The sequence below is a fragment of the Paenibacillus sp. JL3B1040 genome, from assembly GCF_057063165.1.
Genome location: NZ_CM169317.1, coordinates 4,900,058 through 4,915,143 on the forward strand (window position 1 = coordinate 4,900,058; position 15,086 = coordinate 4,915,143).

Below are 15,086 nucleotides of genomic sequence, written 5' to 3' on the forward strand. Positions count from 1 at the left end.
ATCCTTCTCAAGTTGTAAACACTAGGTTGCAATATTCAGTACAGAATATTATACTGGGATCATCTAGTGGTTATTATCTAGTACTGAACAACGTCTACTTAACGACCGAATATGCGAACCCACGACATGGATACCCGAGGTGATGCCCGTGAATGCGCAGTTTAAAAAGGGGGCGCTGGAGCTTTGCGTCCTGGTCTTGATCTCCAAGAAGGACCGCTACGGCTACGAGCTGGCGCAGAAAATAACCGAAAAAATCGAGCTTGCCGAAGGAACGCTGTACCCGATCCTGAGGCGGCTCACTAAAGAGAAGCATTTAACCTGCTATTTGTCCGATTCCTCGGAAGGGCCGCCGCGCAAATATTATGCGATTACCGAATCGGGACGCGAACAGTTGGCGCAGCTAATCGCGCAGTGGATGCCGTTTGCCAAAGCCGTCAACGAGTTTATTGAAGAAGGGACGAATTCAGATGGAGAGAACTGAGTTTTTGCAAAGCCTCGAAGGCTTGCTCGCCGGGATCCCGCCGGAAGAGAGAAAGGAGATCCTGTACGATTACGAAGAGCATTTCGAAGCCGGCGCGGCTGCCGGCCACAGCGACGAAGCGATCATCGCGAAGCTGGGAACCCCGGCTCTGCTGGCCAAAGAGCTGCTGCTCGATTACAGCATTACGGCCGCCGAGAACAAGCGCAGCTTCTCCAACATCATGCGTGCCGTATGGAAGGTCGCCAGAATTAACCTCATCAATATTTTTGCGGTTGCCTTGCCCGTTGGCCTTGGGCTGTTGGCCGCCGCTTTGCTGACGGTCGTTGCCGCCGCCCTGCTGCTGAGCCCGCTGCTGATCATTGTCGCGCTCTTGCAGCGCGGTTTTGAACTGTTCCTGTTCAACTTGTTCGCCACGATGACCCTGTTTAGCTTAGGTTTGTTGCTGGCGGTGGGACTGCGGCAATTTGCGGGATGGGGGTACGGCGCGATCATGCGTCTGGTCAAAACAAAAGCCGGAATTCAAGGAGGAACGCCGTTATGAAAAAGATCGTTTACTTTGCCGTCGCTATGCTGGTCATCGGGGTCATTGGGACCATCGTTACGATTCCCAAAACAAACACGTTTGCGGCGATCGGCTTATTTCCGGATCGCGCTGACACCGGATTCGGCTCGGGCGAACGCGGGAAGGCGGCGGAACGGCAAGAGCCCCCGCAGGATTTGGACGGCGCGATCCGGGATTTCCACGACGGGATGATGGAAGGAACGGCCGGCATGGTGGACGGGATCATGAAGGAAGTCGCGGGGGTCGTAGACGAAGCCGTTTCGGCCGGTTTAAGCGGCCTGGATGATCTGGAACTGCCGGAAGACGATTTCTCTGACGATCCGGAAATCAGGGACGTCTCCCGTTCCGAAAGCATGGACGGGAAAGGCATCCGGGAGATCGTCATCCAAACCGCGGCGGCCGACGTGAAGCTGGCCATCTCCGACTCGTCGGCGATCGGCGCCGAACTGAAAGGCAAGGCGAGCAGCGACTTTAAGGACGACGAGCTGATCACCGAACAAGGCGACACGCTGTTCGTGGCAACGGAACGGTCGCGCAAAAACGGCGGCAACCTGCGCGCGGATTTGACGCTGACCGTGTATCTTCCTTCCCGCTCGTTCGACCGGTTGTCGGTGACCACGGCCAGCGGCGACGTCGAAGCCTTTGGCCTGCAGGCCAAACAATCGATCGAAGTGCAAACCGCAAGCGGCGACATCACACTGACCCAAGCCAAAGCGACCCGGGTGGCGCTGGACAGCAGCAGCGGTTCCATCGAAGGCTCCAATCTCCAAGGCGGCGGCCTGGAGATCAAATCGGTAAGCGGCGACTTGAAACTTGACCTGCGGAACGACCCTTTGGACGGAGACCTCACGGCTCAAACCACTTCCGGCGACATCGGTATCGCCTTAAAGAAGTCGCAAGCCTTCGCGCTCCGCTTCAACACCGTGGCCGGGGAAGGCCGGATCGATGTGGCCGGGATGGAATTCGACAAACGCACGGACCAAGAGATCGAAGGGAAGGTCGGCGACGCCAAATACACCGTCAAAGCCAGCACGACCAGCGGCGATTTTACATTGGAATAACGAACCTGGGCAAGGGGGAAGAGGAAGGAGGGAGGAGGGGCGGCGCGAAAATCTAACGCTTGTGAGCGACGCTATTTGAGCCGGAACGGGGAATCGTTGCATGTAACGCTTGCCAGAGAGCTTATTCCCCCGCTTTTCCTAAGAAAAGGGGCGGTTTCCCCCTTATAAGCGTGCTGGCAAGCGTTAGAAAAGAAATCCCCGTCATTTCGGCCAAATAAGCGTTGTGGCAAGCGTTAGCGCAAAGATACACGGGGCGGGTTGGCCGGCACCGCAACAACCTCGCCGGCCGGTTGTTACCTTGTTGTCCCTGCGTGGCTGCTTTGCACAATTATCCCTTTCGTTAAGGGGGCAAGGGGCGCCAGAAGAAGGGAAGCAGACCGGACGTGAGATCAAGAACAAAATGTGATGGAACGAAAAAACTGCACCGTCATGTTCTCACACCTTAATTTCTTATCCGGAGTTTGGCTGTTTCTCTGCGATCTGATCAAACGGGATAATCATGCAATGCGTCGGACAGCGAGTGTTAGGCTCGATCCAAATCCTAGTATTCCCCTGTCCGAATGCGGCGATTACAGCACAAAGCGGCCGCCCGCCCTACCGTAGGGCAAGCGACCGCTCGCTGCGAACTCAATGCATCAACCTTGGCTGGCGGCAATCGCCTGCTCCAAGTCGTACAGGATGTCGTCGATCGACTCCGTCCCTACGGACAAGCGGATCAAGCCCGGCGTCACGCCGGCGGCCAACTGCTCCGCTTCCGTCAACTGTTGGTGCGTCGTGCTGGCCGGATGGATGATCAGCGACTTGGAATCGCCGACGTTGGCCAGATGCGAGAACAACTTCACGTTTTCGATCAGCTTGCGCCCGGCGTCCACGCCGCCGCGAATTTCGAACGTCAGGATGGCGCCTTGGCCTTTCGGCAGATATTTTTGCGCCAGCTTATAGGATTCATGGCTCGGAAGTCCGGCGTAGCTGACCCACTCCACCTGCTCGTGCGCCTCCAGGTACTGGGCCACCTTTAAGGCGTTTTGGCTGTGGCGTTCGACGCGCAGATGCAGCGTCTCCAGCCCTTGCAGCAGCAGCCAGGCGTTAAACGGCGACAACGAAGCGCCAAGATCGCGCTGCAGTTGAACGCGTGCCTTGATGATGTACGCCAGCGGTCCGACCGCCTGCGTGTAAACGACGCCGTGATAGCTGGGATCGGGTTCGGTGAGGCCCGGGAACTTACCGCTCGCCGCCCAATCGAATTTGCCGCTGTCGACGATGATGCCGCCGATCGAGGTGCCGTGTCCGCCGATGAATTTGGTCGCCGAATGCACGACGATGTCCGCGCCGAACTCGATCGGACGCAGCAAGTACGGGCTGGGGAACGTATTGTCGACGATCAGCGGAATCCCGTGCTCATGGGCGATCGCGGCCACCGCCTCGATGTCCAGCACGTCGCCTTTCGGGTTGCCGATCGTTTCGGCGTAAAGCGCCTTCGTCTTGTCCGTGATCGCGGCGCGGAAATTTTCCGGATTGGAGGAATCCACGAACTTCACGTGAACGCCAAGCTTGGGCAGCGTCGTCGAAAACAGGTTATACGTGCCGCCGTAGAGCGTCGTGGAAGATACGATTTCGTCGCCCGCTCCGGCGATATTCAAGATGGAGAAAGTGATCGCTGCCTGGCCGGAGGCCGTCGCAAGCGCCCCGACGCCGCCTTCCAGCGCCGCCACGCGTTTCTCGAACACATCGTTGGTCGGATTCATGATCCGGGAATAAATATTGCCGAATTCCTTCAATCCAAACAGGTTGGCCGCATGCTCGGTGTCGCGAAAACCGTAGGACGTCGTTTGGTACAGCGGGACCGCCCGGGAGTATGTAGTGGGGTCGATCTCCTGGCCGGCGTGGATCGCCAGCGTTTCCGGGGCAAATTGACGCTCTTGGGACATGGATAATTCCTCCTTTATGTTTTTCATATTCTCTCACATCTCGCGTTATTTGAAAATAGGAAATCCGATAAAAATAATATGAATTCCAAAAAGCGTTTAGCCTCCGGCGTATTTTCGCATAAAATAAACGTCCTCCAGGGACGGATCGCCTTCCGAAAGCCCGGGAAAAGGCCGGAACTCGGCCACCAGCCGGACATACACCCCGCCGGGAACCTCCCGAAAAACGATCAGCCCCTCCTCCGGGCAGGCAGCGAACTGCTCGCGCGTGATGGCGCCCTCCCAAACCCGGCACGGCAGATCCTCCAGCCACGACGATTTCCGGCCGTAAAACCGGACTTGGCCACGGTCCAGCCATAAAATATAGTCCGCCGCCGCGCCCCACTCGTTCATCTCATGCACCGCGGCGATAACGGTGCGCCCTTCGGCGTACCGGTTCAGATAAGACACCGCCAGCTTCCGCTCTTCGGAATCCATCGCGTTTAACGGCTCATCCAGAAACAGAAAGTTCGGCGCGGCCAGCAAGGATTGGGCCAGGACGATCCGCCGCCGCACCCCTTGGGATAACGCTTTTATCCGCGTATTCCGGTACGGCTCCAGCCGAAAATCGCGGAGCAGCACCCCGGCCCGCTCCGGATTGAACACGCCTTTTAACTCGGAAAAATACGCCAGGAGCCGATACGTCGTCATTTCTTCATATAACTCGATCTCTGCCGGCACATATCCGATTTGGCTGCGCACGAGCGGCAAATCCTCCAGCGCAGATCGCCGCTGGTAGCGAATCGTCCCTCGGTACGGCATTCGCACCGTCGCCAGCAGCTCCAGCAGCGTCGTTTTCCCGGCGCCGTTGGCACCGACCAGCAGCGTTAGCCCCGGATGCAGCCGCAGCGTATCGATCTGCAGGCAAAAGCCGCCCACCGGCTGCCCGCGCAAATGTTCGACGGCGATCATGGCTGCTGTTCCTCCGCTCCCCCACCGGTAAATTGCAGAATTCGGCTGCGTTGGTAGGAGCGAAGCAGCAGCACGACGCCGAACAGCAGCAGCACGGCATTCAGCGCCGTTTCCCGCCCGGCGATTCCGTGCAACGCCAGCGTTCCGCTTTCGGCGAACAGCCAGAGAAGGTAAATTCCCGCCGCGGCAAATAGAGCCGTCTTGAGTCCGTAGCGAAACAAGGCATACATGGCGGCACCTCCGGTCAAGAGCGATATCCCCAGCCACTGCAGCAAAAACGGGATGAAAGGCATCGCGGCTTCCCCCACCGCCGTGACGCGGATGCCGACGACAACGGTGCTGATCAGCGCCCACCCGACCACGAGGGCGATCACCATCAGCATGCGGGTATAGACGACCAGGGCGGGCGGATACGGCGTAATGCTCTCCACGGCCCGCATACCGCGATCCCACGAGCGGTAGCTGTACAGCATGGAGGCGATCAGCATCAGCGGTGTAATCAGCGGGAAGACGCCCGGCAGATCGTCGCCGAACAAAAAATTGGAAAACGGACGCGCCGGATCAACCAGAAAGATCAGCATGAGAAAAACCGCTGCTCCGGTCAGCACCAGCGACCTCCGGTTCAGCCGGAACTGGCTCCACAGCAGCCGGCGCAGCGAAGGCGCCTCAACGTGCGGGTTGAAATCAAGCGGCCTTGCATCGCTTTGAGCCCGGAGCGCGTCAAATTCCGGCTGAAGCGCAGCGATCAGAGCAGCCGTTTCCGACGGCGCCGGCCCGGGCTGCAGCGCTTGCCGCAGCGGTTCGCGCAGCTCCCGCTCCAGGTGTTCCAGCTCTTTGTCAATGGATGGTTCCATGAATCGGCACCTCGCTTTCTTGTTCTTGGGATTTTTGAGGTTTGTCTTCCAAAGCGGAAAACTCCCCCGATTTGCCCAGCACGCGCTTCAGCTTGCGCAGCGCCCCGTACAGATGGGATTTCACCGAGCTGAGCGGCAATTCAAGCAATTCGGCGATTTCCTGGAGCTTCAGCTCATGAAAGAAGCGCATGCGCACGACTTCCTGCTGCAGCTCCGGAAGCCAGGCCAGCGACTCCGCGAGCTGCTGCGCCGTCTCCTGGCGTTCGATCAATTCCTCCGCCTGCGGGGATATATCCGCCCCTTCCATCAGTTCGACGGCGCCGACGGATTCCGAACGATAGGCGGCGCTGCGCCAGTAATCCCGGCACAAATTAAGCGCCACCTTGTACAGCCAGGGACGGAGCTGCTCCATCGCGCCGTGCCGCCTCAAATGCCGGATCAGCCGGATAAACGTCTCCTGGACAATGTCTTCCGCTTTGTTTCTGTCGTTGAGCTGGCTGGTGACATAGCTGAGCAACAAGCCGTGATACCTTGTCACCAGCAGCTCAAACGCTTCCTGATCCCCTTGTGCCATTCGCTCGGCCAGCAGCTGATCCGAAATCATGGTCGTCTCCCCTCCTCGTCAGCTCAAGTTCCGATCTATTCCTGAAAATTATTCCTCTTCCACCGCGATCCAGCGTTCCCGCCGTCCGATCAGCCAAACCGCAAAACCGAGCAGCAGCGCGGACGCCGTCAGCAGCGCGAACCGGTTCATCGGAAACGAATCCCCCGGCCGCAAATACGACGCGTACAGGGCCCATTGGCCCAGCCAGCTTCCTCCGCTGATCGTATCAAGCATCCAGACGGCAAATCCCAAGATCAGGCCGCCATAAATTTTGCGGAACACTACGATCCCCGCCATCGTCAGCGTAATGAGCAGCACATAAGCCGGCAAATTTTGCAGCAGCAAAGCGACGACGCTCATCTCGCTTTTCGGAATCGGGGCTGCGCCGCTCCACGGGTAGCGAACGGTCGTTATGGTTCCGAACCTCCCGAGATAGACCGACATAAGGACGGCCCCGAGGCCCAGCGTAAGCAGGATAGCCATCCCCCACTTGCGCAGTGCCAGCGCCCTCAGCGAGACGGGATAAGTGGCGATCAATTCCATGCCGCCTCCGCCAATTTCCCGTTGAAACTGCAGCAAGGTCAACATGATCGCGACCGGAAACATCCCCATTTCCGAGAAATAATAAACGGTTCGCGGCCGCTCCGGATCGCTGAGCACGATGCTGAGCAGGTACAGCCCGAATACCAGCAGCGTCACCCAGGCCATCGGCTGCTTGTGCAGCTTGACGTCAAAGCCAAGCCCCCGGCTCCAGCTTTTCATTTCCGTAATCACTCGCCCATCACCTTCTTCCATTCCCGTTCCCATGTTTCATACGGAATCTTGTTTTGAAGCGGCGCAGACTCCTTCTCTGGAGGCTCAATTTCCAAGCCTTTATCGTAAAAATAGTTCAGCACTTGCTTGACCCGCTTCTGTTTTCCTTCGTCAAGGGCGCGTCCCACCTCGTGAACCATCCGCAGCGCCAAGCCGTCCGGATCGCTCTCTTGCGGGTTGTTGTACAGATAATAGAGCATATTCCCGAATTGCCCTGTCTTTAATTCTTCCTCGGAGTAACCTTTATGTTCCCGGTAATACAGGTACCACATCAACGAGCGGATTTGCAGACGCACGTCCTCGCTTCTCTGCTCCACCCAAGCATCGCCCGCCATAGTGCCGAGCAGCATGTTGTTCATCAAAGTCTCCGCATCCTGCTCCGGCTCCCCGCTCATCCAGTACATATAGTAAGTCCGGTCGTTTTTCCGTTCAGACGTAGGCGTATGGGGATCATCGATCCAAAAATACTGCACGGTGTCCAGCTTCGGCTGATACCGCTCCACCCAGGATGTGAAATAAGCGTGCATATCCGCCCACTTCTCCAACAGTTCGCCGGCCACTCTCTCCTTGTAGGGGACGGTGATCATATTTACCGGAACTCCGGGATGGCTCAGCTCGATGAAATTTCCGCCAAGCAGCCGGATGTCGGCGACGTCCTTGCTTGCGAAGGTTTGCCCGTCGCCGTCCCGCCCGGTCTCCGTCAGATTGGCGTACAGCGGCGTTTTGAAGCCGGAGACGCGGAGGCGCACCTCCGCCGGCGGAAGACGCCGCTGATCCCAATTCAGATAGTCCGTCGCCAACTGCACCTTCGTTCGGTTAAATTCTTCCTTCAGGTACACCGAGCGGTGGCCCGCCAACGGATACCAGGCGATATATCCCGGCAGCAGAACGTTCTCTCCCTTTACGAAAGCGTAAAAAGCTCCTTGCGTATAATCCGTCGGCACGTAATCTTCGACGTTCCCGCCATATTCCATGTCCACCTCAAGGGCACCTTTCGGCGCTTCCTTCAAGTTGACGGTCAACGCTTCCCCGCGATGGGCAAACGATACCTCGGCGCCGTTTACCATGACCCGCTCTACGTTGAAAGCGCGGTTGAGCGTTAGCGGAAGCTCACGGGCTCCATCAAGCTGGCCGGCCGGAATTTCCAGCCGCAGCTTAACTTGAATTCGGTCGTTCGGTTCCCTTTTCAGGACGATATCATAACTCGAAATGCGAAAATTCGCCGGTTTCTCATCTCGAAATTGAGCTGCCGTCTTCACGGAGGGGTCATGCCATTTCGCCTCATATTCGGCATAACGCTCCTTCCAGATCATTCCGTAGGGAACAAACGCCCCGGCCGCCAGTAGCAGCGCGATTCCGGCCGCCATCCAGGACGCCGTCCGGCGCTGCGTAGGACGCAGCCGGTTCAAGACCAGTACGGACATCACCACCAACAGCAAGGAAAAAGCCAGTACAAACCCGCGCGAGGCGGCCAATTCATCGGAGATCAGACGAACCCCCCAGGTCTCGGAGTCCATGTCACCCGACACAAACAGCTTGCTGAGATGGAAAACGCTGAGGAAATACAAGGCGCTGCGGTTCAGCAGGAACAAATCCATAAAGAACGTGCCGAACATCCATGCGCAAAACGCGATCAGATAAACGGCCCGGTTGCCGATGCAAACCGCCAGCAGCATGGCCAGCGCCAGGGTAACCATATAGGACACCTCATAAGAAATCATGAAAAATGTCGCGTTATCCCACGTTATAGGGGAAGCGACGCCGGTTTGCGCCGAAGCCCAGGCATAAGCCGCGCCAGCCAGCAAAGTAAACAACGTGAAATACAGCAAGCCGGCGATATATTTCGCCGAGATGCGGGCGGCGTAAGAGACCGGCAGCGCCGCGCTCCATTCGTAGGCGGCGCGCCGGATGTCCCGGCGCACGGATAACACCCCCACCAGCATGACCAGTCCCAGGGTTAGCGTGTGCAAAAGCGACAGCAAAAGGTACGCGTCGCTATAAAATGCAGCGAACGGGCCCGTTATTTTGCCGAGGTTCCAGAACAGCAGAAGGCCAAACAACACCGGCAAAGCGAGCAGCCAAGGGTTGCGGAATATCATCCGCATTTCAAACTGAAACGGACGTTGCCATTTGTTCATCGCCGAGCCGCTCCTTCCGTCCGGCCCATACGCAACAGGGCCAAATAGCCGTCCTCCAGCGTGGGCTGGACGAGCGTCGTATCTGCCCCGGGTGGCGGCGCCGCACCGATGACCCGGCACAATAAGCCGCCGCCTTCGACCGGCCGCGTGGACACGACGGACATCGGGTCAAGACCGGCGAACTGGCTTTCCGAGAGCCGGCTCTCCCATACTTTGCCGCGCCCGAATTCCTGCAGGTCGGCCAATTCGCCGGACAGCTTGACTTTACCCTTGTCCAGCACGGCGATCTGCCGGCAGTTGCTTTCGATATCGGCGACGATGTGCGTCGACAGCAGCACGATTCGGCCAAGACTGAAGCGGGTCAGCAGGTTACGGAAGCGGACGCGCTCCTCGGGATCCAGACCGGCGGTCGGTTCGTCCACGATCAGCAACCGCGGCGAACCGAGCAGCGCCTGGGCAATACCGAGGCGGCGTTTCATGCCGCCGGAATAAGTTTGCACTCTTTTTCGCGCCTTATCCTTGAGGTTCACCTGCTCCAACAGCGCTTCGATTTCCGCCTTGCGCCGCTTCTTGTCCGTCATTCCTTTCATAACGGCAACGTAATCGAGGTATTCTTCGCCGGTTAGCTGCGGGTATACCTGGAACTGCTGCGGCAAATAACCGATGAGGCGGCGAATTTCCTCCGCTTGGCTAAGCGGCACGCCAAAGACGGTCGCTTCGCCCGAGGTAGGCGGCGTGAGTGTGGCCAAAATGCGCATCAGCGACGATTTGCCGGCACCGTTCGGGCCAAGCAGGCCGACCATGCCTTCGTTCAACGTTAAGGTGACGTCATCTAGCGCCAAACCGCCGCGCGCATATTTTTTCGATAAATGATCGATTTGTATCATAGTGTTCCTCTTTCCCGAAATAGTGATCATCAGCCTTCCGCGGTAGGCTTCTGTTCCTGTAACGGGAACGGCGGCAAAAAAGTTTTAAACTATAGTTCCCCGTATTCAAAAAAAGGATGCTACCCCACAACCGCTCTGGAATAGCACCCTGTTTCTCTATCTTTCTTCAGCTTATAGACCTATATACCGACCGGGATCGCACCGGGCCATCTTCAATCGTCTCAATAAGCGTTCTGCCCGCTTTGGCCCTGGGCGATCGCCACGCCGGCGCTCGTGCCGAGACGCGTCGCTCCCGCCCGGACCATCGCTTCGGCATCGGCCAGCGAGCGCACGCCGCCGGAAGCCTTCACCCCAACGTCCGGTCCGACCGTTTTGCGCATCAACGCCACCGCTTCCACGGTCGCGCCGCCGGTCGAAAAGCCGGTCGACGTTTTGACAAAATCCGCTCCGGCTTCGACGGACAGCTTGCTGGCCCGCACGATTTCCTCGTCGGTGAGCAGGCAAGTTTCGATGATGACCTTCACCAGCGCTTTGCCGGCGGCGGCCTGAACGACTCCGGCGATATCGCGGCGTACCAAATCGTCGTCGCCGTCTTTGAGCGCGCCGATGTTGATGACCATATCGACTTCGCCGGCGCCTTCGGCAATGGCATGGGCGGCTTCAAACGCCTTCACTTCCGGAGCCGAAGCGCCCAGCGGAAAGCCAATGACCGTGCAAACCTTGACGGGCGAGTCCTTCAGTACCTCCGCAGCGGTCTTCACCCAGGTCGGGTTGACGCAAACCGAAGCGAAGCCGTACTGCTTGGCTTCCTCGGCCAGCTTGACGATCGCGGCGCGTCCGGCATCCGCTTTCAGCAGGGTATGATCGATCATAGCGGTAATGGATAGGGCATGGGTTGACAAGGGAATTCCTCCGTTCGTGATTCAAAGTCTTTTGGGCTAAGTTAATCTTAATATAAGCTGGAAATCGTCACGCCGCTCGGCAGCTTGAACGGGTGCTCCGGATTGATATGATCATAAAACATGATGCCGTTCAAATGGTCGATTTCATGCTGCATCACGATCGCATCGAAGCCTTTGAACCGCAGCTTGACCTCGTTGCCCGCCTCATCGCAGGCCTTGATCTGAACCTTCTCATAGCGCGGAACGAATCCCTGTACCGGCCGGTCCACCGACAGGCAGCCTTCGCTTTCCGGCAAATACGTCATCGCTTGGGAATGGCTGATGATCTTCGGGTTATACATGGCGATTGGCCGATCTTGGCCGTTTTCGTCCGTCAGCAAGGCGGCGAACATCCGCTTGTTTAGTCCGATCTGATTGGCCGATAACCCCACGCCCGCGCGAAGCTTGTATTTCTTCGCCATCTCCGGATCCTGGCTGTTCTTCAGAAATTGCAGCATCGCCGCCATTTCCTCGCGGTCTTCCTCGGTTGGGGGCACGCTGACGGGCTCCGTCACCACCCTAAGAATAGGCTCCCCTTCTCTTACAATATCATCCATCGTAATGATATAATCGCGGTTGAATTTACTCATAAATAAACAGTTCATCCACCTTCGTCTGCAAAATATGCGCAAGCTTGAACGCAAGCTCTAGCGTCGGGTCGTACCGGTCGTTCTCCACGCTGTTGATCGTTTGGCGCGTCACGCCGCATTCCGCGGCCAGCTCATTCTGGGTTAAGCCCAGCCGCTTCCGAAACTGCTTGATCTTATTGTTCATCGGCATCACCAAAATGTCAAAAGTTTTGGACTTCTTCATGGTATCACGACCCGTGAAAGCTGTCAAAATCAAGATTTCATTTTGATCCCCCAGATCGAATCCTTCCGAAATCCCGCCGCTTCGCGCAGCTCCGGAAGCCGCTCATCCTCCGGATAATGCTGCTCCAAATAGCGGACGTAGGCCTCGCGCAAACGGACTTCCTGATCCAGCTTATTGTACTCGCTCGGATATCTCTCCAGCCGCTTCAAGGCGGCATCCCAGCGCGCCAGATCCGCTTTCGTCGTCCGGCCTTTACGGGTCCGGTCCGCAAGCGAGGTCAGCTCCTCGTAAGATTCTCGGAGCTTGGCCGAATATTTGAATTTTTGGTTAAACAACCCCAGCGCCACGATCAACAGGAAAAAGACGATCCACGCCCCGATGTGTTCCACTAACCGCCGCCTCCTTTTGCCTTTCGCGCAAAAATAAAAGCTCCCGCTTCCAGGAGCCGCAAGAGCCTTTGCATTCCTCGCGAATTGCTTTGTATTGTTGCTTTATTTGCTTTATCGCAAACCACCTTATTTTTTATACTTGTGCCAGTCCAGATCGCTCGTATTCAGCAGGTGCTCGAAATCGTTGTCGAGCCGTTTCTGCTCGGCCCGGCGCGCTTCCTCCTTACGGATGCGGGCCTCTTCCTGGCGGCGTTCTTCTTCCTTCTTCAGTTCATTGGCCTGCGTCTTCAGCTTGGCCAGCGTCTCCTCGCCAAGGAGGTCCTTTAGCGTGGCCGGCTTATCCGCAGCCGCATTGGCCGGGGCGCCTTGCACGGAACGTCCCTTCTTCTTACCCATGAATGCTTCACCTCGGTTTCCTTGCGATCCATTCGTTCAAGCCTAAAGTATCATAGTCGAAAAAATGTTGTCAATCGCAGGCTGCCGCGCAAACCGTCGGACGAAAATAAACCGTCCGTTCGGAGAGGGCTCGGCATTTCATCCCCGCTGCTGCGTGAGTCGTTCCAATCCGCCGAGGAACAGGCCGAGATTAAACTCCAGGCTGTCCCTCACCTCCAGCGGAAGGGCAAATGCTCTGCGGCGTTCCAGCGAAGCGAAGCCGTGAATCAAGCTCCGCAGCCCGCGGACCGCATGCAAGGCTTGCTCCTCCGTAAGCGGGTAGCTGCCGAGATAACGCAGGATCAAATCCACCAGGCGCCCACCGGCTTCCTGCAGCGATGGGTGTTCGGGACCCGGCGCCGCTTGCGCCGCATCGTACAATCCGGGAAAGACATGGGCAAACTCCAGATAAGCTTCGGCGAAAGCCCGGATCGCCGCTTCCCCCGTCCGCTCTCCGACGGCGGCGGAAATCTGTTCATATAGCCGATCCAGCGCATATTTGGCGAGCTCCGTGCGAATTTGCTCCAGGCCGTTCACGTGGTTGTACAGGGAGGGCGGCCGGATCCCCAGCTTCTTGGCGACCGAGGTGATCGTCACCGCTTCCGCCCCTTCCGCGTTGGCCACGTCCACGGCCGCCATCAGCACCGCTTTGCCGTCAATCCCGATTCTTGGCGACATGCCCATCCACCTCCCGGCCGGCCTCTGCCGCCGCGGTTGCCGCCGCTCCAAGCGCGCGTTCCGCCGCCGCGATCGCCCGGGCCATGGCGGCGGCCGGCCGCTCCAGCACCGGCCCGTGCCCGGCCGCCAGCAGCGAAGGCTTCAGACCCGCCAGTTTGCGGGCGCTGGCGAGCGCCGTTTCCTTGTGCCAGGTGGCCAGCGCGGGAAACGGAAACAGCGGGCGCAAAGTGCCGCTCACGGCGATGCCCGCCCGGGTTTGGAAGGCGTCACCCACGATGAGCGCGCCGCTGCGCGTGTCGAGCAGCGCAAACGAACCCGGCGTATGGCCCGGCGCCGCCACCGCCAGCAGCGAGCCGATGCGCTCCCCATCCGTAAACGTGACATCCGCGCGGGTCGCCAGCTTCTTCGGCACGCCGCCGCGGATCGGGGATGACGGTTCGCCCGGATCGAGCGAGACGTCCCCGCCCATCAGGCGCGCATCGCGGGCGGACACGTACACCGGAACATCGGGGAGCATCGCTTTGATGGCGTCAAGCGCACCGACGTGGTCGTCATGTACATGCGTCAGGACGATGCGGGTTAACGGTTTGCCGATGTCTCGGACCGCCTGAAGAATCCCTTTGGCGCTGTAAGGCAAAGCCGCGTCGATTAACGTGACGCCCTCCGCTTCTTCCACCAGATAACAGTTGACCGGAAACAACCGGGGCATAAACGACAGCTGCAGCAGCTTCCCGTACTTCGTTGTTCTCATCATATATCGCCTCTCTCTCATTAACTAATATCATTAGTTTAAGTTTAAACTAATGATATTAGTTTTTCAAGAAGCATTTTCCCTTTTTTTGAAGTCGTACAAGCGTACGTATTTGAATATGCTGTAGTACAAGCAGCTTTCCTAATTTCGACGGTTGGAGGTTTTCGCAATGAACAGCTTCTTTAGCTATGTGCTACTCGGCTTATCCCTATCCGCTCCTATCGGACCGGTAAATGCCGCCCAATTGGACAAAGGCATACGCGGCGGGTTCCTGCATGCCTGGTTCGTCGGTCTGGGCGCCCTCTCCGCGGATCTGCTGTACATGCTGCTCGTTTATTTCGGCGTCGTGCATTTTCTGGATACCCCGTTCATGAAAACCTTCCTCTGGTTGTTCGGCTTTTTCGTACTCACCTATATCGGGATCGACAGCCTGAAGCAAGCCGGCAAAATCCCGGCGGGCGAAATGAGGGGTAGCGAGCCGCTGAAAAAATCGTTCCTGTCCGGCTTTCTCATGTCCGTCAGCAACCCGCTGTCCATTTTGTTCTGGCTGGGGATTTACGGTTCGGTATTGGCCCAAGCCGCAGCAAGCGTGAGCACCCAAGACCTGATCGTCAACAGCGGTGCCATTATTCTGGGGCTGTTGCTCTGGGATTTCACCATGGCCGGGTTTGCCAGCGTATTCCGCAAGCTGCTGACGGACCGGATTCTGGTACTCGTTTCAGTGTTGTCCGGGGTGTCCCTGATCGGCTTCGGCCTTTATTTCGGCTATCAGGCGGCCTTGCTGCTGGCGGAACGGCTTTGAT

18 protein-coding genes are annotated in these 15,086 nt (G+C 57.8%); 4 read left to right on the forward strand and 14 right to left on the reverse strand.

From position 1 onward, the window contains the following. Positions 1-148 precede the first annotated feature (148 nt). The 3 genes from ACZF99_RS22530 to ACZF99_RS22540 are packed head-to-tail and all read left to right on the forward strand — an operon-like array spanning position 149 to position 2,104. The gene (locus ACZF99_RS22530) at positions 149-481 is read left to right on the forward strand and encodes a PadR family transcriptional regulator (RefSeq protein WP_483607181.1); all 333 of its coding nucleotides are present in this window, start codon (positions 149-151) and stop codon (positions 479-481) included. Further along, entirely contained in the window at positions 468-1,022 is a 555-nt protein-coding gene (locus ACZF99_RS22535) for an HAAS signaling domain-containing protein (RefSeq protein WP_483607182.1), read from the forward strand. Before ACZF99_RS22530 ends, ACZF99_RS22535 begins: the two co-directional genes overlap by 14 nt. Continuing rightward, positions 1,019-2,104: a DUF4097 family beta strand repeat-containing protein gene (locus tag ACZF99_RS22540; RefSeq protein WP_483607183.1), complete on the forward strand. Its 1,086-nt coding sequence runs from the start codon at positions 1,019-1,021 to the stop codon at positions 2,102-2,104. Before ACZF99_RS22535 ends, ACZF99_RS22540 begins: the two co-directional genes overlap by 4 nt. Before the next feature lie 635 nt (positions 2,105-2,739). On the opposite strand, the gene ACZF99_RS22545 is transcribed toward ACZF99_RS22540, so the two are convergent. The 14 genes from ACZF99_RS22545 to ACZF99_RS22610 all read right to left on the reverse strand — a co-directional run bounded on the left by ACZF99_RS22545 (position 2,740) and on the right by ACZF99_RS22610 (position 14,283). After that, positions 2,740-4,032, reverse strand: coding sequence for a homocysteine synthase (locus ACZF99_RS22545; RefSeq protein ID WP_483607184.1), 1,293 nt, complete (start codon positions 4,030-4,032; stop codon positions 2,740-2,742). Between the two features lie 96 nt (positions 4,033-4,128). Further along, positions 4,129-4,980, reverse strand: a complete 852-nt coding sequence (locus tag ACZF99_RS22550; RefSeq protein ID WP_483607185.1) for an ATP-binding cassette domain-containing protein — start codon at positions 4,978-4,980, stop codon at positions 4,129-4,131. Continuing rightward, the gene (locus tag ACZF99_RS22555) at positions 4,977-5,834 is read right to left on the reverse strand and encodes a hypothetical protein (protein ID WP_483607186.1); all 858 of its coding nucleotides are present in this window, start codon (positions 5,832-5,834) and stop codon (positions 4,977-4,979) included. The genes ACZF99_RS22550 and ACZF99_RS22555 overlap by 4 nt, the downstream gene beginning before the upstream one ends. Next, positions 5,818-6,438 carry an RNA polymerase sigma factor gene (locus ACZF99_RS22560; protein ID WP_483607187.1) on the reverse strand — a complete coding sequence of 207 codons (621 nt, stop codon included), beginning with the start codon at positions 6,436-6,438 and terminating at the stop codon, positions 5,818-5,820. Before ACZF99_RS22560 ends, ACZF99_RS22555 begins: the two co-directional genes overlap by 17 nt. A gap of 48 nt (positions 6,439-6,486) precedes the next feature. Then, complete coding sequence (locus ACZF99_RS22565; protein WP_483607188.1) at positions 6,487-7,200, reverse strand: hypothetical protein; 714 nt, start codon at positions 7,198-7,200, stop codon at positions 6,487-6,489. 8 nt (positions 7,201-7,208) lie between these two features. Continuing rightward, the gene (locus ACZF99_RS22570) at positions 7,209-9,389 is read right to left on the reverse strand and encodes a hypothetical protein (RefSeq protein ID WP_483607189.1); all 2,181 of its coding nucleotides are present in this window, start codon (positions 9,387-9,389) and stop codon (positions 7,209-7,211) included. Next, the gene (locus ACZF99_RS22575) at positions 9,386-10,276 is read right to left on the reverse strand and encodes an ABC transporter ATP-binding protein (protein WP_483607190.1); all 891 of its coding nucleotides are present in this window, start codon (positions 10,274-10,276) and stop codon (positions 9,386-9,388) included. The genes ACZF99_RS22570 and ACZF99_RS22575 overlap by 4 nt, the downstream gene beginning before the upstream one ends. 221 nt (positions 10,277-10,497) lie before the next feature. Further along, on the reverse strand, positions 10,498-11,148 hold the full coding sequence (deoC, locus tag ACZF99_RS22580) for a deoxyribose-phosphate aldolase (protein ID WP_483612906.1): 651 nt from the start codon (positions 11,146-11,148) through the stop codon (positions 10,498-10,500). Positions 11,149-11,225: 77 nt separating this feature from the next. Continuing rightward, on the reverse strand, positions 11,226-11,807 hold the full coding sequence (gene def, locus ACZF99_RS22585) for a peptide deformylase (protein ID WP_483607191.1): 582 nt from the start codon (positions 11,805-11,807) through the stop codon (positions 11,226-11,228). Then, positions 11,800-11,991, reverse strand: a complete 192-nt coding sequence (locus ACZF99_RS22590; RefSeq protein WP_483612908.1) for a helix-turn-helix transcriptional regulator — start codon at positions 11,989-11,991, stop codon at positions 11,800-11,802. Before ACZF99_RS22590 ends, def begins: the two co-directional genes overlap by 8 nt. A gap of 68 nt (positions 11,992-12,059) precedes the next feature. Beyond that, a complete protein-coding gene (locus ACZF99_RS22595) occupies positions 12,060-12,419 on the reverse strand; it encodes a hypothetical protein (protein WP_483607192.1) in 360 nt (119 codons plus the stop codon). Between the two features lie 126 nt (positions 12,420-12,545). Beyond that, positions 12,546-12,815, reverse strand: a complete 270-nt coding sequence (locus ACZF99_RS22600) for a YqkE family protein (protein WP_483607193.1) — start codon at positions 12,813-12,815, stop codon at positions 12,546-12,548. A gap of 138 nt (positions 12,816-12,953) precedes the next feature. Next, positions 12,954-13,532 (reverse strand): TetR/AcrR family transcriptional regulator, encoded by a 579-nt coding sequence (locus tag ACZF99_RS22605; protein ID WP_483607194.1) that lies wholly within the window; start codon positions 13,530-13,532, stop codon positions 12,954-12,956. After that, entirely contained in the window at positions 13,510-14,283 is a 774-nt protein-coding gene (locus ACZF99_RS22610) for an MBL fold metallo-hydrolase (RefSeq protein WP_483607195.1), read from the reverse strand. Before ACZF99_RS22610 ends, ACZF99_RS22605 begins: the two co-directional genes overlap by 23 nt. A 169-nt stretch (positions 14,284-14,452) precedes the next feature. Here ACZF99_RS22610 and ACZF99_RS22615 point away from each other — a divergent pair, with 169 nt between their 5' ends. Further along, positions 14,453-15,085 carry a LysE family transporter gene (locus ACZF99_RS22615; protein ID WP_483607196.1) on the forward strand — a complete coding sequence of 211 codons (633 nt, stop codon included), beginning with the start codon at positions 14,453-14,455 and terminating at the stop codon, positions 15,083-15,085. The last annotated feature ends 1 nt before the right edge of the window (position 15,086 follow it).

Bases quoted from the DNA above. Each gene is read 5' to 3' on its own strand.
- ACZF99_RS22615 (WP_483607196.1), top strand. From the start codon at position 14,453: ATGAACAGCTTCTTTAGCTATGTGCTACTCGGCTTATCCCTATCCGCT.
- ACZF99_RS22545 (WP_483607184.1), bottom strand. From the start codon at position 4,032: ATGTCCCAAGAGCGTCAATTTGCCCCGGAAACGCTGGCGATCCACGCC.
- def (WP_483607191.1), bottom strand. From the start codon at position 11,807: ATGAGTAAATTCAACCGCGATTATATCATTACGATGGATGATATTGTA.
- ACZF99_RS22590 (WP_483612908.1), bottom strand. From the start codon at position 11,991: ATGAACAATAAGATCAAGCAGTTTCGGAAGCGGCTGGGCTTAACCCAG.
- ACZF99_RS22610 (WP_483607195.1), bottom strand. From the start codon at position 14,283: ATGAGAACAACGAAGTACGGGAAGCTGCTGCAGCTGTCGTTTATGCCC.
- ACZF99_RS22575 (WP_483607190.1), bottom strand. From the start codon at position 10,276: ATGATACAAATCGATCATTTATCGAAAAAATATGCGCGCGGCGGTTTG.
- ACZF99_RS22540 (WP_483607183.1), top strand. From the start codon at position 1,019: ATGAAAAAGATCGTTTACTTTGCCGTCGCTATGCTGGTCATCGGGGTC.
- ACZF99_RS22555 (WP_483607186.1), bottom strand. From the start codon at position 5,834: ATGGAACCATCCATTGACAAAGAGCTGGAACACCTGGAGCGGGAGCTG.
- ACZF99_RS22570 (WP_483607189.1), bottom strand. From the start codon at position 9,389: ATGAACAAATGGCAACGTCCGTTTCAGTTTGAAATGCGGATGATATTC.
- ACZF99_RS22600 (WP_483607193.1), bottom strand. From the start codon at position 12,815: ATGGGTAAGAAGAAGGGACGTTCCGTGCAAGGCGCCCCGGCCAATGCG.
- ACZF99_RS22550 (WP_483607185.1), bottom strand. From the start codon at position 4,980: ATGATCGCCGTCGAACATTTGCGCGGGCAGCCGGTGGGCGGCTTTTGC.
- deoC (WP_483612906.1), bottom strand. From the start codon at position 11,148: ATGATCGATCATACCCTGCTGAAAGCGGATGCCGGACGCGCCGCGATC.
- ACZF99_RS22605 (WP_483607194.1), bottom strand. From the start codon at position 13,532: ATGTCGCCAAGAATCGGGATTGACGGCAAAGCGGTGCTGATGGCGGCC.
- ACZF99_RS22535 (WP_483607182.1), top strand. From the start codon at position 468: ATGGAGAGAACTGAGTTTTTGCAAAGCCTCGAAGGCTTGCTCGCCGGG.
- ACZF99_RS22565 (WP_483607188.1), bottom strand. From the start codon at position 7,200: ATGAAAAGCTGGAGCCGGGGGCTTGGCTTTGACGTCAAGCTGCACAAG.
- ACZF99_RS22560 (WP_483607187.1), bottom strand. From the start codon at position 6,438: ATGATTTCGGATCAGCTGCTGGCCGAGCGAATGGCACAAGGGGATCAG.